General features: G+C 41.5%; 14 protein-coding genes. 9 read left to right on the top strand and 5 right to left on the bottom strand.

What is annotated here, in order from left to right; all coding sequences use genetic code 11:
• Nucleotides 1-161 precede the first annotated feature (161 nt).
• Together CSV61_RS01345 and CSV61_RS01340 are read right to left on the bottom strand one after the other, a co-directional pair.
• Nucleotides 162-1,415 (bottom strand): toxic anion resistance protein, encoded by a 1,254-nt coding sequence (locus tag CSV61_RS01345; RefSeq protein ID WP_369824263.1) that lies wholly within the window; start codon nt 1,413-1,415, stop codon nt 162-164.
• The gene (locus CSV61_RS01340; RefSeq protein WP_099637800.1) at nt 1,342-2,001 is read right to left on the bottom strand and encodes a 5-bromo-4-chloroindolyl phosphate hydrolysis family protein; all 660 of its coding nucleotides are present in this window, start codon (nt 1,999-2,001) and stop codon (nt 1,342-1,344) included. The genes CSV61_RS01345 and CSV61_RS01340 overlap by 74 nt, the downstream gene beginning before the upstream one ends.
• 234 nt (nt 2,002-2,235) lie before the next feature.
• Between CSV61_RS01340 and CSV61_RS01335 the strand changes: the two genes are divergently transcribed.
• Entirely contained in the window at nt 2,236-2,529 is a 294-nt protein-coding gene (locus CSV61_RS01335; RefSeq protein WP_099637799.1) for a DUF1033 family protein, read from the top strand.
• A gap of 209 nt (nt 2,530-2,738) precedes the next feature.
• The gene (locus tag CSV61_RS01330) at nt 2,739-2,939 is read left to right on the top strand and encodes a cold-shock protein (RefSeq protein ID WP_029053827.1); all 201 of its coding nucleotides are present in this window, start codon (nt 2,739-2,741) and stop codon (nt 2,937-2,939) included.
• A gap of 47 nt (nt 2,940-2,986) precedes the next feature.
• On the opposite strand, the gene CSV61_RS01325 is transcribed toward CSV61_RS01330, so the two are convergent.
• Nucleotides 2,987-3,679: a hypothetical protein gene (locus CSV61_RS01325; protein WP_099637798.1), complete on the bottom strand. Its 693-nt coding sequence runs from the start codon at nt 3,677-3,679 to the stop codon at nt 2,987-2,989.
• Nucleotides 3,680-4,046: 367 nt separating this feature from the next.
• Between CSV61_RS01325 and CSV61_RS01320 the strand changes: the two genes are divergently transcribed.
• Entirely contained in the window at nt 4,047-4,412 is a 366-nt protein-coding gene (locus CSV61_RS01320) for a helix-turn-helix domain-containing protein (RefSeq protein WP_233193472.1), read from the top strand.
• Between the two features lie 161 nt (nt 4,413-4,573).
• Here the strand turns inward: CSV61_RS01320 and CSV61_RS01315 are convergent, their stop codons facing one another.
• Entirely contained in the window at nt 4,574-6,172 is a 1,599-nt protein-coding gene (locus tag CSV61_RS01315; RefSeq protein WP_083031097.1) for an ABC-F family ATP-binding cassette domain-containing protein, read from the bottom strand.
• Between the two features lie 150 nt (nt 6,173-6,322).
• Between CSV61_RS01315 and CSV61_RS01310 the strand changes: the two genes are divergently transcribed.
• From CSV61_RS01310 to CSV61_RS01300, 3 genes are all read left to right on the top strand, one after another.
• Nucleotides 6,323-7,501: an MFS transporter gene (locus tag CSV61_RS01310; protein WP_233193470.1), complete on the top strand. Its 1,179-nt coding sequence runs from the start codon at nt 6,323-6,325 to the stop codon at nt 7,499-7,501.
• Between the two features lie 75 nt (nt 7,502-7,576).
• Complete coding sequence (locus CSV61_RS01305) at nt 7,577-8,533, top strand: LCP family protein (RefSeq protein WP_099637797.1); 957 nt, start codon at nt 7,577-7,579, stop codon at nt 8,531-8,533.
• A gap of 27 nt (nt 8,534-8,560) precedes the next feature.
• The gene (locus tag CSV61_RS01300) at nt 8,561-9,802 is read left to right on the top strand and encodes an AI-2E family transporter (RefSeq protein ID WP_099637796.1); all 1,242 of its coding nucleotides are present in this window, start codon (nt 8,561-8,563) and stop codon (nt 9,800-9,802) included.
• A 285-nt stretch (nt 9,803-10,087) separates the two neighbouring features.
• Here the strand turns inward: CSV61_RS01300 and CSV61_RS01295 are convergent, their stop codons facing one another.
• Nucleotides 10,088-11,041: a substrate-binding domain-containing protein gene (locus CSV61_RS01295; protein WP_099637795.1), complete on the bottom strand. Its 954-nt coding sequence runs from the start codon at nt 11,039-11,041 to the stop codon at nt 10,088-10,090.
• A 168-nt stretch (nt 11,042-11,209) separates the two neighbouring features.
• On the opposite strand from CSV61_RS01295, the gene modA reads away from it, so the two are divergent.
• Genes modA through CSV61_RS01280 form a run of 3 tightly spaced genes read left to right on the top strand, consistent with a single transcriptional unit; the run spans nt 11,210 to nt 13,384 of the window.
• A complete protein-coding gene (modA, locus tag CSV61_RS01290) occupies nt 11,210-11,998 on the top strand; it encodes a molybdate ABC transporter substrate-binding protein (protein WP_099637794.1) in 789 nt (262 codons plus the stop codon).
• 27 nt (nt 11,999-12,025) lie between these two features.
• Nucleotides 12,026-12,700: a molybdate ABC transporter permease subunit gene (modB, locus tag CSV61_RS01285; protein WP_099637793.1), complete on the top strand. Its 675-nt coding sequence runs from the start codon at nt 12,026-12,028 to the stop codon at nt 12,698-12,700.
• Nucleotides 12,701-12,718: 18 nt separating this feature from the next.
• Complete coding sequence (locus tag CSV61_RS01280; RefSeq protein WP_099637792.1) at nt 12,719-13,384, top strand: ABC transporter ATP-binding protein; 666 nt, start codon at nt 12,719-12,721, stop codon at nt 13,382-13,384.
• Nucleotides 13,385-13,477: the final 93 nt, after the last annotated feature.

Below are 13,477 nucleotides of genomic sequence, written 5' to 3'. Positions count from 1 at the left end.
GTGCTCTATAGCAACTAGTAGCTGCTCTATCAGATGCCGTATCCGCTCATATGATAACGCTAACCGCTCTATCACAGACAGTAACCGCTCAATGCCCGGGATCTGCATTTCGATCGATCTAGCCTACATCCTAAATTTACACAACAAAAAAACCGTCTCTCTCATGAGGGACGGTTTTGTGATTCTTCATACACAGCGAGTAAACGTGTTTTGAGGTCTTGTTCCATTCTGGCGATCTCAGTCTCGGCAGCTTTGCGTTTCTCGCGGCCATCTGCTTGGATCAGCAAGGTTTCTTCGATCGTCTGGATCAAGTTTTCTTGTGTCGTTTTCAGTGTATCGATTTCAATAATACCTTTTTCGTTCTCTTTAGCGGTTTCAATACTATTTACTTTCAACATCTCAGAGTTACGCAGCAGCAAGTCGTTTGTAGTCTTCGTGACAAGCTTTTGTGATTCCACAGCTTTTTGTTGACGGTTTAACGTCAGAGCAATCGCAATCTGGTTCTTCCAAAGGGGAATCGCTGTCATGATGGATGCCTGGATTTTCTCCGCTAACGTTTGGTTCGTTTGCTGGATCATACGGATTTGTGGCGCACTCTGAATCGTGATTTGACGTGACAGTTGCAAGTCGTATAGACGTTTTTCTAAACGGTCAACGAATTGGGCCATGTCGTTGACTTCTTGGATCATCATCTGATCGTCCGATTGCTGTGCTTTTTTATGCAATTCAGGAATGATGGTATTGTTGATTTCCTCAATCTTTAATTCCGCAGCTGCAATATAGACGTTCAGTGCTTGGAAATAGGTTTTATTTTGTTCATATAAGTTATCTAACATGCGGACATCATCCATTAAACCGCGCTTGGAGTGCTCTAGTTGAACACTTATTTTGTCAACTTGTGTGCCGAGTTTTTCGTATTTAGTCATAATCTCTTTAATTGGACGAGTAGCTTTGTTAAATAAACGACTAAGACCTGATTTCTTTTTATCCGAGAGATCATCTGTATCAATTTCGGATAGTTTAGCCATTAATTCGTTCAGTACCTCACCGACAGGACCAATGTCTTTGCTTTGTACATGATCGAGCATTTTGTGAGAGAAGTTGGATAGTTCATTTTGTGCATTAGCACCGTAAGAAATGACGGCTTCGTAATTACCAACAGGAATTTGTGAAGCCAGTTGTCTTGCTTTGTCTTGTTCTTCAGGCGTCAATCGGTCAATCAGTTTAGCGGGTGCTGCTGTGTCTGACAGCGAATTCTCCATCTCTTTCGGAAGCAAGCTTGCATCCATATCGAATGGGTTGTCGAGCAGGTCGTCCATTGATTTTTCTTGTAGTACATGTTTATCTGTCATTAGAATGTTCTCCTTTCGATTCAAGCATCGGTTTGTCTCTTTTGAGTGTAATATCGACGTAATCAATTTCCATGCGAAGCTTTTCCAAATCAGTTGATACGGCGTTTCGTAAATCTCGTTCCATTTCGAGGCTCAAATCGGATAATGTTTCGCGTGTATGTTGTAACGCGACTTTAATCTCTTGGTCTTTTAATGGTTGATTAACGAGCAGGCTATACTTTGAAGTTAACTCAACGGCAGAATCAAGATGTGCATAGAAAAAGCTTTCGACTTGATAGAACTTTCTTGGATTGGACTGGACGATCTTAATGATGCGTCGAGCCATCGAAGACATATCATATACTTGTCTGAATGCCTGTATTGAACGAACTTGCCCGTACATACTTCCGAGTTGTTTTAGCTTCCGTTTAGATTCATTCAGTTGTTGTTCTATATGCTTATATTCAGAGCGCGCCATTCCAAATTGTTTCAGTGTCGAGCGTAACTGGAGTTCTTTAATGGCTACGTTGCCTCCTGCATACAGTGCGATCCCGATCGCGGAGCTTATGAAGAAGTTCATGCTTGTACCGCCTATTAGGAGAACCCATGTCAGGAAACTAGTCGGAGCCATAATTACATGTCGTGTGAAGAAGTTTTTTATATTATTCATGATCGTTCAGGCCGCCTTCCATTCTGACTCTATATAATACTTACGGATTAACAGCGAAAAGGTTTCATTTATCGTGTAGATAGTAAGGTTAATGGAGCCTATACTAATTATAGCTGAAATTAGCCGAAAACTCATATATTACGTCACGTGAATCCATTTACTTTGATAAGCGAGATGAATTTGCTAGAATGGATATCATTCCTACATAGCGAAAGATAAAGGGGTGCTTACTGAATGTATGAAGTAGTATACATGAAGGCGGACTTTGAGCCGTGGTGGATGTTTGAAGAGTGGAGAGACTACAGTGTCTCATCCAAAACATTTACGAAAAAAATCGACGCAGAATCATATATTAAAGAAGTAATCGGGAAGATGGAACCGTATTTCGAACACTATGAAGTTCGTAAAGGTTGTTTCCATGCATTTTGGTCCACTTCAGAAAAACACTATTGCGAAGGCTGTGAGGGAGATTTGCAGTTGTATCACGGCATCATTGTGTTGTTAGACGGAGAACCAAACATATCGTAAGAACATTCTGTAAAAATGTGTGTATTCAATTGACAAAGAAGCCCAATATGTTATACTAGACGTAAGTAAATCAATCGAACGACCGTATGCTAAGTGATTCACCTATTACAAAAGGGATCGGCGACGTCGGCAACTTTTGTAATACGTGAATTTTTTTGTATGCTAAGGTTCGTGTATTAAAGTATTTATATTTTTTTGGAGGTAATCGAATGAAACAAGGTACAGTGAAATGGTTTAACTCAGAAAAGGGCTTCGGTTTTATCGAAGTTGATGGAGAAGAAGACATCTTTGTACACTTCTCTGCAATCCAAGGCGAAGGATTCAAATCTCTTGACGAAGGTCAGCAGGTTGAATTTGAAGTAGTCGAAGGTAACCGTGGTCTACAAGCAGCTAACGTTGTTAAAATCTAAACCACTTTAAAAGGCGCCCATCGTGGCGCCTTTTTGTTTGCAAAAAATTAGGGTTGAGTCACCGTTTCTAAGCTAGATGTGACGACGAAATCTTCTTCGCCTTCCATTGACATTACCGATTCACGTTTAACTTCTCCGAAATCCTTCACGAGATAGATCCTGTTCACAAAGTCTTTTCCAGCCTGTTCAATTACGACAGCATCTTCAAATTGTTGATAAGGTGTTTCCACTGAGGCATTCATCTCGACAATCTTCCAGTCATCAAATGTTGTTCCTACTTCTATAGGACCTTTCAAATACGTCCGGATCGGACTCATCGACTCTAGCTCAGCTGTCGTCGGAATTCCAGCATCCAATTCGATATGTTCCTCTTGCAATACTTGAATTTCATCTCCATTGACTTTATACACTTTTTGAACGAAAGCACCACCGTTGTTTTCGTGTATTACGACATAATCTTGCGTAGGTCTTGCAACCGTGATGTCTAGCTCAGCAAATTCATTACCGACACCTTTATAATGTGCGGTGGAACCGTCCGGAAGAAAGTAATCCAAGAGAGATACGTCGGTTAAATTGGCATCCTCGTTCCCATTTTGCTGTTGTGACTTGTCAACGTCCGTTCCATTTTGATTCGTCTCCGATGAGTCAGTCTTACCGTCAATCGACGTAGTAGGCTTGTTTGAGCATCCAGCGAGCACGAGAAGCAGTGCAAACAGTAGAAACGATAGATTGCGTTTCAAAACGAAAACCTCCTTTACTTTGTGTTATTCCCTCAATAATGAAATCTATTCGCAGAAAAATAAAAAATAGGGCAGGGTAAACGGCTCAGCAAACACTTTAATGGTGTAGTGGAACACTTAAAAAACCTTTACACTACATGATTTTTAACCTAAAAACCATTTTGGCAAAAAAACACGAATAAAACAATCAAATCTCAAAATATATGATTAATTTACAAATCTACAAATAAATCCATCTATAAACATATTATATAGTTCTAACGAAACCTGGTTCCAATTAATCCCTATATGCTATAATAATACTCGCATCTCATAATTTGGTATACTATATATATCGCACGTACAGCAATCAAGGAGGGGAAGATCTGTGAAGAGTACTTTTGTAATTCGACAGAGAGCTTTTTTGAAGCTCTATATGCTCAACAAGGCAGAGGAAGGGAATTTGTATGGTTTACAGATGTTAGATGACCTTCAAGATCATTTTAGGGACCTCGGTTACCGTCCAACTAAGTCTGAAGTGTACAAGTCTCTCCATGATTTACTCAACGATGGACTGATTGTCAGACATCCAATCCACAAGCAGGGGACGGAGATGCAGACACTTTATATTTACCGTATAGGAGATCAGGAGAAAGTGAAGGCCTATAAAGATACTATAAAATTCGAGATTGATCGATCCATTTCCTTACTGAACAGAGCACTACAAGATAATTATTCGCGAAAGAGACAATAATATGTGAAGTAGGAGGGACTATTGTTTTAGTGGTTTAACATGATAGTGAACACAACACAATGGCTTCTATACGTCATGTAAATTTATCACTTCTTCGTATCAAACGCAAAAACTCCCTTAGAAGTTTTTCCTTCTAAGGGAGTTGCTATATCAACTACCAATTAAGCTTTTTGACCTTTCCATTCCAAATACTCATCGTACGTCATCATCTTATCAAAGATTGTTCCATCATCATTGATTTCGATTACACGATTAGCAATGGTTTGGATGAACTGATGGTCATGAGATGTGAAGATCATAGCGCCCTTGAACGCGATCAATCCATTGTTAAGTGCTTGGATAGATTCCAAGTCCAAGTGGTTTGTTGGCTCGTCAAGCAACAGAACGTTTGCGCTTGTTAGCATCATTTTTGATAACATACAGCGAACTTTTTCTCCACCTGATAAGACGTTCGGCTTTTTCTTGACTTCTTCACCTGAGAACAACATACGCCCAAGGAAGCCACGCAAGAATGTTTCCGTTTCATCTTCAGGAGAGTATTGACGAAGCCAATCGACTAACGTCGGCTCAGACCCTTCGAAATACTTCGAGTTATCCATAGGGAAGTAGGCACGAGTTGTTGTCACGCCCCATTTAATTACTCCTGTATCGGGTTCAGTTTCTTCAGCTAACATATCTAGTAAAGCAGATTTTGCAAGTGGATTACCGATTAATACAACTTTGTCCTCTTTATTGAGTGTAAAGGTTGCATCTTTGATAAATGTTTTGCCGTCGACTGTTTTTGTGACGTCTTTGATCGTCAAGACATCGTTACCGATTTCGCGGCCAATTGTAAAGTTCACGAATGGATAACGGCGTGAAGAAGGCTTGATATCATCCAACTCGATTTTATCCAATGTCTTTTTACGAGACGTTGCTTGTTTGGATTTTGATGCGTTGGCACTGAAACGTGCGATAAATGCTTGTAATTCTTTTACTTTTTCTTCTTTTTTCTTATTTGATTCTTGGGATAGTTTCAAAGCCAATTGACTTGATTCGTACCAGAAGTCATAGTTACCCGCGTAGATCTGGATTTTACCAAAGTCGAGATCGGCGATATGTGTACATACCTTATTCAAGAAATGACGGTCGTGAGAAACGACTACGACAGTGTTTTCAAAGTTGATCAAGAATTCTTCAAGCCACTGGATTGCTTTGAGATCCAAGTTGTTTGTTGGCTCATCTAGTAGTAGTACGTCTGGTTTGCCGAACAACGCTTGTGCAAGCAATACTTTAACTTTGCTTGATCCGTCAAGCTCTGCCATTGTAGCGTGATGCATACTTTCAGGAACGCCAAGACCTTGGAGGAGTACAGAAGCTTCAGATTCTGCTTCCCATCCGTTCATCTCTGCGAATTCGCCTTCAAGTTCAGCTGCACGCATGCCGTCTTCGTCAGAGAAGTCTTCCTTCATATAAATCGCGTCTTTTTCTTTCATGACTTCATATAGCTCTTTATGACCCATGATGACTAGATCCATTACTACGAATTCTTCATACTCGAAGTGGTTCTGCTTCAGGACAGCCAAACGCTCATCTTTCCCGAGAATCACATTACCTGTTTGGGGTTCAAGTTCACCTGACACAATTTTTACAAATGTTGATTTACCAGCGCCGTTCGCTCCAATTAATCCATAGCAATTGCCTGGATTGAACTGTATATTGACGTCTTCGAATAGCTTGCGGTCGCCGAAGCGAAGACTTAAATTACTAACTGCTAACATAGATAATATCCTCCTAATTTCACAATGTTCCTAGTATACATGAAAATTACGTGAAATGGAATGTTTGAACTAGTACTGTTTACAATTTCGTTTTACGATATAATGAGGGTAGATGTTATATAAGTATCATATATTAAAGGAGTCTTTGTATTGCGCTCTAAAACGACCCAAGTTCTATTATTACTTGCGATTTTTATAGTCGCGCTCAACTTACGTCCGGCAATTACGTCCATCGGTCCGATGCTCGACATTATCCGTGATGATTTGTTGTTATCGAACATTCAAGTCAGTCTCCTGACCGTTATTCCGGTTATTTGCATGGGCGTCTTCGCGATGCTGGCACCGATACTGAATAAAGCAATCGGCTTGAATAAAACGATGTACTTGATGTTAGTGTTACTTGCCGTTTCAACGGGCATGCGGTTTTCTGTCACTTCGTTTAGTGTTTTATTATTGACAGCTTTCATTGCAGGTGTGGCGATTGCTGTCATTGGGCCGTTATTATCCGCATTGATCAAACAATATTTCCCGCTGCATGTCGCTGTAGTCGTTGGAATTTATTCATTTGGCATGGGAATGGGAGCGACGCTGAGTACGGGGTTGACAGGTGTCTTTTATGAAAAAAATCAGTCCTATTCTTTAGCACTTGCTGTTTGGGCGGTCATTGCGATTCTCGGTATCATAGTGTGGGCTATCACTGCTACGCATCCAATTGAAGTGAAGCAAGTGACAGAGCAAACTGTGCGAAAGGGCAGGAATCCTTGGCGCAGTAAACAGGCATGGAGCTTCCTACTCTTTTTTGGGTTACAGACCGCATTATTCTTCTCCGTATTGACCTATCTCGTTCCTATTGCGGTATCGAACGGCATGACGCTTCTTCAAGCAGGGACATTGCTAAGCGGGATGACAATCGTGCAAATCTTCATGAATATTGGATTTCCTATTGTTTTGCAGAAGTTTGCGAGTAGAACACCGGCACTTGTTGGAATCCTGGCTCTCGGTATTGTTTCGATTGGATTAATGTGGACAGCTGATCCGCTGTGGTTTGCCATTGGCGTTCTCGTCATGGGAGTCCCGCTTGGTGGATTATTCCCGATCTGCTTGTTGATGCCGATGGACGCGACAGATACTGCCGAAGAAACAAATTCCTGGACTGCGATGATGCAGACAGGTGGTTTCATTATCGGGGGGATTCTGCCGTTACTGATCGCTTCCTTATACGACTATACAGAAAATCATTACGTGACATTGTTCGTATTTCTTGTTTTATTTGTGGCTATGCTAGTGCTAGCGTTGCAAATCGGTCGGTCCGCCAAGCAAAGCTCGTAACTGGACGCAACCCCTTGTGAACAGAAACGTCCTGATTAACAGGATACACACGGATAATGGAGGAATGAATGCCACATGGACGAACACTTCGACGAACAACAGCCACAACGTAGAAAAAAGAAGCGTAAATTACGCGTTGGCAGAGTTTTTATCACCCTACTATTGCTTTTCACGGTAACGATTTCAGCGTATAGTTACTTTCAATATAAACAAGGTAAAGCTATGACGGCAGGTAGTAAAATTGATCCAGGAGAGTTTCAAGGCGATTTGCTGAATCCACAAGATCCGACGACGGAAAATTATTTATTGCTCGGCATAGACAATGATGGTTCTGGAAAGTATCGCACAGACACCATGATGGTCCTGTCTTGGGATCAAACTGCTGGCACTGCGCATTTGATTTCATTCATGCGAGATATTTACGCACAAATTCCAGGATACCAGTCGTACAAGCTTAATACCGCGTACTACTTAGGCGGAGTCCAAACAGCAAAAGAAACGATTTCAGGGATGTTCAACCTCCCAATCCATCACTATGCAGTCGTAGATTTTGATAACTTCGAATCCATAATGGATATTGCGTTTCCAAAAGGTCTCGAAATGAATGTACAAAATGAAATGTCTGAGAAAATCGGTGTGACGCTAAAACCTGGCGTCCAACGGTTGAACGGTAAGGAGTTACTCGGTTATGCACGATTCCGCGCAGATGATGAAGGCGATTTCGGTCGAGTCAACCGCCAGCAGGAAGTGATTCAAGCCGTAAAGGACGAGCTATTTAGCGTGTCGACTGTTTTGCAAGCACCAAAAGTAGCCGGTGCACTTGATAACTTCATTGAAACGGATCTCACGACGAAAGACGAGCTAACCAAAGTGCTGACAGTTATCGCAAAACGCAAATTGGATCTGCAGACATTACGTATTCCAGTTGAGGGTAGTTACTCCTTTACTTCATACAGCCATGCAGGATCTGTAATCGATATTGATTTAGATAAAAACAGAGAAGCGATCCGTTCATTTTTAGCCACACCGTAACGGATCGAATAAAGGGGGAGTGAAACGTTGAGGCAGCCACCAAAAAAGTCTTCTTTACGAGATTTCTGGTCTATTCCATCGACATCACCTATTGTCGGATTTCTCGGTGGTCAATCTACATTGTTTGTACTGCTTTGTTTATTGTTCATTGGATTGATCATCTTGGTCTTCACTCAAGTTTCATTTATTTTCTATCCAATTAAAGTATTTTTCTCAACTGTCGTTTTGCCAGTAGTGCTCGCGACCATTTTATACTACTTAATGCGGCCGATTCTTCGTTTTTTAGAAGAACGTTTACGCATACCACGCGTTTATGGGATTTTGATCCTCTTATTGGCAACTGCTGGTTTACTAACATTAGTGATTTTCTTAGTGTTACCGTTCCTGCGTTTGCAGACGATTAATTTATTCGATGAATTTCCTCAGTATTTCAAACAGTTGATTTTGGACATGGATAATTTTTTCAAGAACTCTATTTTCGCTCCGATCTATCAAGGATTCAACTTTAACGTCAATAGGTTCCTTGACTCCGGCTTTGAAAGCATCGGCAAATTCTTCACGGAAACGATAGGCGGGATCGCTTCAGGCGTAACATCATTCGTTTCCGCACTTACTGGAATTATCTTAAGCATTGTCACCGTGCCGCTCATTCTGTTTTATTTACTGAAGGACGGTGAAAAGTTACCGCAAACGATTTTGCGTATGTTGCCACCACGTTTACGTGACGATGCAGCAATCATTTTCCGCGATGCGGATAGACAAATCAGTGCGTATATACAAGGTCAGATTTTAGTGGCAATTGCGATTGGGATCATGGTATCGATTGGCTTCTTAATTATTAAAATGAAGTATGCATTGTTGCTTGGGGTTCTTGCGATGTTCACGAGTATTGTGCCCTATCTTGGACCCGTGATTGCGATCACACCTGCAGCTATAATTGCGATGGTGACGTCACCATTCATGCTCGTGAAGTTGGCGATTGTGTGGACGATTGTACAAGTGATCGAAGGGAAATTTATTTCGCCTCAGATCATGGGGAAATCACTGCATATCCACCCAATTACCATTATCTTTGTTTTATTGACGGCCGGCTCGCTGTTTGGCGTAGCTGGGGTCATTCTCGGGATTCCTGCCTATGCGTTGCTAAAAGTGGTTGCGGCTCATGTATTTTATTTGTTCACGTTACGATATAACCGTTTTGAGACGCAGGAAGAGATGTATTATGAGGCAGATTCGCTTGAAGAATATTATGAGAAGGATAGAGAGTAACCCGCCGTCTACTAGGTGGGTTACTTTTTTCGTAGATATGCTTCTTGGGGATTTTAAGACTTCATTCGAGTGATGGACTGAGGTAGTTACGATTTTTTAATTATGTGTGCTGAGGCTAATGAGCGGATACAGGTCTTGATAGAGCGTTGTAAGAAAAGTATGAGCGGTTACGGAACGTGATAGAGCAGTTGGCTTTGGCCATAGAGCGGTTATGTACGAACTATGAGCGATTAGACGAATTATTGAGCGAAACCTGTGTCAAATCACAATTCATTGTGCCAACACCTATACCGTCTCATACAAAATAGTCCCAGTCTTCGTTAAGTCATAGCCACCCATCGTAGCTAATTTCTCTTTGAACGAAGCGGAGTTCAGTGTTTCGACTAGAAGTTCACGCAACTTTTCGTTTTCAGCCGTTTTGATCAGCACCAAGTCATACTGTTCCTGAATCAATGGGATGAAGTCCACGTCGATCAATCGAGCGGTTTTCTCGATTCCCACACCTACATCTGCCTGACCAGATGCGATACGTGACGCTACAGCCAGGTGATTTAACTCCTCGTCGTCATAGCCTGTAATAGAAGGGGCTGTAATCCCTGCGAGTTGTAGTTGTTCATCCAGCAAAACACGGGCTCCTGAGCCTTTCTCGCGGTTCACAAGGCGAATGCCTGACTGTCTAAGGTCTGACCAGTTTTGCAAATGCTTTGGATTACCTTTTTGTACATACAACCCAGCCTTTCTGCCGAGTAAATTGACGACCATATAAGAGCGTCCAGTCAGCAGTCGTTTAATATATGGCAAATTATACTCACCAGTTTCTCCGTCGAATAAATGTGTGCTGACGATGTCGGCTTGTCCTTGATACATTTTGATCAAGCTGTTCAAGCTACCGGAAAATGATCGCAACGGTCGATAGAGTCCTGATTCTTCTATATGGCTGGCTATGATATCCAAACTCAAATCTTGTCCACTGATGATGATAGGGTTGTCATGTGTAGATTCTGCCGTAGTAGTGTGTGGAGTCTCTAAATTCGAGGACACTGTAGCCGGTTCGCCACCGCTTTTTAGTCGTTCTTTATACGCTGTTAAATCTACGGCATCGACACGCATTTGACGTCCTACGCGATAAGCACGGATTTCTCCCTTTTTAATGATGTCATACACCGTTAATTTGGATACTTTCAATAATTGAGCGATTTCATCGGTTGTATAGGAAATAGTATTTTCTAGATTTGTCATGTCTCAACCCTCCATGAATAATACATCTATCTTCTAACAGATCATCCACAATTGCAAAATTGACAAGCTTTATAAAGCATAATATGATGACTTTAGATATAACTAGTTATGTTTATTTATATCTAGTTATAAGTAGCAAAAAGGCTGGAGGGATACATACTGAAACGGATGACGAATTCCATTTTATTCATTGTATTAGCCGTTTTTCTGGCAGGATGTTCAGATACGAATGAAACTGAACATAGAGAGTCGGTTAATCAGAAGACTCCTACAGTTGAACTATTAATTTCTGCTGCGGCTAGTTTGACAGATGCATTAGAAGAATTAAAAGAGCCTTTTGAAAAAGCGCATGAAGGCATTACGGTTACATACAACTTTGGAAGTTCAGGAAAATTGGCAAAGACTATTGAAAACGGAGCACCGTCTGACGTGTTCTTGTCTGCGAGTTCAAAAGACATGAATGACATGGAAGATAAAGGGTTACTCATCAATGAATCAAGAATAGATTTCACTGAAAATGCACTCGTATTAATTACACATCAAGATTCTGATCGGACAATTTCTTCATTTAAAGAAATAGATCCAGCAGCGATGGATCATTTGGCGATGGGTGAGCCTGAATCAGTGCCAGTTGGCCGCTATACGAAAGAGACATTTGAGAGCTTGGATCTCTGGAATTCTTTGCAAGATAAATTAGTTCTTGGCTCAGACGTACGTCAAGTACTGACACATGTGGAAATGGGTAACGCAGATTATGGTGTCGTGTATTCCAGTGATGCATTCGTTTCGGATGATGTAAAAGTCTTGGCAGAAGCAGATGCTGACTGGCATGAGCAAATCGTGTATCCAGGCGCTGTCGTAGCCGAATCCAAGCACCAAGATGCAGCGCAACTATTTCTTAATTATTTGACTAGTGACGAAGGGAAAGAAACGCTACAGAAGTTTGGATTCAAGTAAAGTAAAGGGGGAGGAGGCGCGCTGGATATGGATTATTCACCTTTACTATTATCTCTGAAAGTAGCTGCTATCTCCACTTTCTTCGTTTTTGTAGCAGGTGTGTTCATTGCGTATTTACTTGCAAAGCGTGATTTTTTCGGAAAAAGTATATTGGAAGCTTTGTTTTTATTGCCACTCGTATTACCACCGACCGTTGTTGGCTTCGGTTTACTCATTTTATTCGGGAAAAAGGGCTGGATTGGCAGTTGGTTGCTCGAATGGTTCGATTTCCAAATCGTTTTTACGTGGATCGGTGCTGTGATCGCTTCAATTGTCGTATCCTTTCCTTTAATGTATCAAAGCGCAGCGGCCGCGTTTGAAAGTCTCGATGAACGATTATCGAATGCTGCACGTACGATGGGCGCTTCAGAATGGCGCGTGTTCTGGTCAGTCGTATTTCCACTCGCTTGGCCAGGGTTACTGGCAGGATTGGTTCTGTCCTTTGCTAGAGGCCTCGGGGAATTCGGTGCAACATTGATGTTGGCAGGGTATATACCGGGTAAAACCGACACCATTCCGATGGCGATTTATTTTGCCGTAGAGTCGGGACAAATGGAAAAAGCGACATTTTGGGTCGTTATCATCATTACATTCGGATTTAGTTTGATTTTGTGGGTGAATTGGTGGAGCAAGCGAAATATTAGACGTTTTACAAAATCTTGAGTCTAAGGGGGAAATGACATGCTGCATGTGGAAATCAATAAACCACTCGCGCATTTTGAGATGAACATTCATTTTACAATGCGCAATGAAATCCTAGTGTTAGTCGGTCCATCTGGCTCTGGTAAAACAACGATTTTGAACTTTATTGCAGGGCTTGCACAGCCGGATCACGGACTGATTCGTTCAAATGAATGCACGTTTTTTGAAACGGGTGAAAAGCCGTTGCCCGCTCGCGAACGGCAAATCGGCTATTTATTTCAAGACTACGCATTATTTCCGCATATGACAGTGGAGAAAAATATTTGGTTTGGTGTGAGCAAGAATGAACGAAAAGAAAGCAATGAAATGATTTACCAGTTGCTTCAAGTACTAGGTATTGAACATTTATTGCAGAAGTATCCACATCAAATTTCAGGCGGAGAAAAACAACGTGTAGCACTAGCCAGGGCACTGGCTACACAGCCTTCTGTGTTACTGCTAGATGAACCGTTGTCCGCACTCGATAAAGAAACGCGGAAACAGTGCCAAGATGAGCTCTTACGTTTACATGCCATGTGGAACATTCCATTCATTGTTGTGACACATGATCTTGAGGAAGCAGAACGCCTCGGTGATCGCATAATATACCTTCATCAAGGGCAAATAATGGATGAAAAGTGGCGAAAACATGTAGTTTCCATGTAGTAAAACGTACAAAGCTCTGGTTTCATTTCAGAGCTTTTTTATGTTTTGTGTAATCGATGTAGAACCGCTATAATTCATAGTAACCGACTAATA

The sequence above is a fragment of the Sporosarcina sp. P3 genome (genome assembly GCF_002743415.1).
GTDB classification, from domain to species: domain Bacteria; phylum Bacillota; class Bacilli; order Bacillales_A; family Planococcaceae; genus Sporosarcina; species Sporosarcina ureae_A.
Note: the sequence above shows the minus strand (reverse complement) of the source record. Positions and strands in the feature narration are given on the sequence as shown.

What these genes read in the sequence shown, in the direction of transcription:
- modA (WP_099637794.1), top strand. Translation starts at nt 11,210, where the DNA reads ATGACGAATTCCATTTTATTCATTGTATTAGCCGTTTTTCTGGCAGGA.
- CSV61_RS01335 (WP_099637799.1), top strand. Translation starts at nt 2,236, where the DNA reads ATGTATGAAGTAGTATACATGAAGGCGGACTTTGAGCCGTGGTGGATG.
- CSV61_RS01280 (WP_099637792.1), top strand. Translation starts at nt 12,719, where the DNA reads ATGCTGCATGTGGAAATCAATAAACCACTCGCGCATTTTGAGATGAAC.
- CSV61_RS01340 (WP_099637800.1), bottom strand. Translation starts at nt 2,001, where the DNA reads ATGAATAATATAAAAAACTTCTTCACACGACATGTAATTATGGCTCCG.
- CSV61_RS01330 (WP_029053827.1), top strand. Translation starts at nt 2,739, where the DNA reads ATGAAACAAGGTACAGTGAAATGGTTTAACTCAGAAAAGGGCTTCGGT.
- CSV61_RS01315 (WP_083031097.1), bottom strand. Translation starts at nt 6,172, where the DNA reads ATGTTAGCAGTTAGTAATTTAAGTCTTCGCTTCGGCGACCGCAAGCTA.
- CSV61_RS01305 (WP_099637797.1), top strand. Translation starts at nt 7,577, where the DNA reads ATGGACGAACACTTCGACGAACAACAGCCACAACGTAGAAAAAAGAAG.
- modB (WP_099637793.1), top strand. Translation starts at nt 12,026, where the DNA reads ATGGATTATTCACCTTTACTATTATCTCTGAAAGTAGCTGCTATCTCC.
- CSV61_RS01295 (WP_099637795.1), bottom strand. Translation starts at nt 11,041, where the DNA reads ATGACAAATCTAGAAAATACTATTTCCTATACAACCGATGAAATCGCT.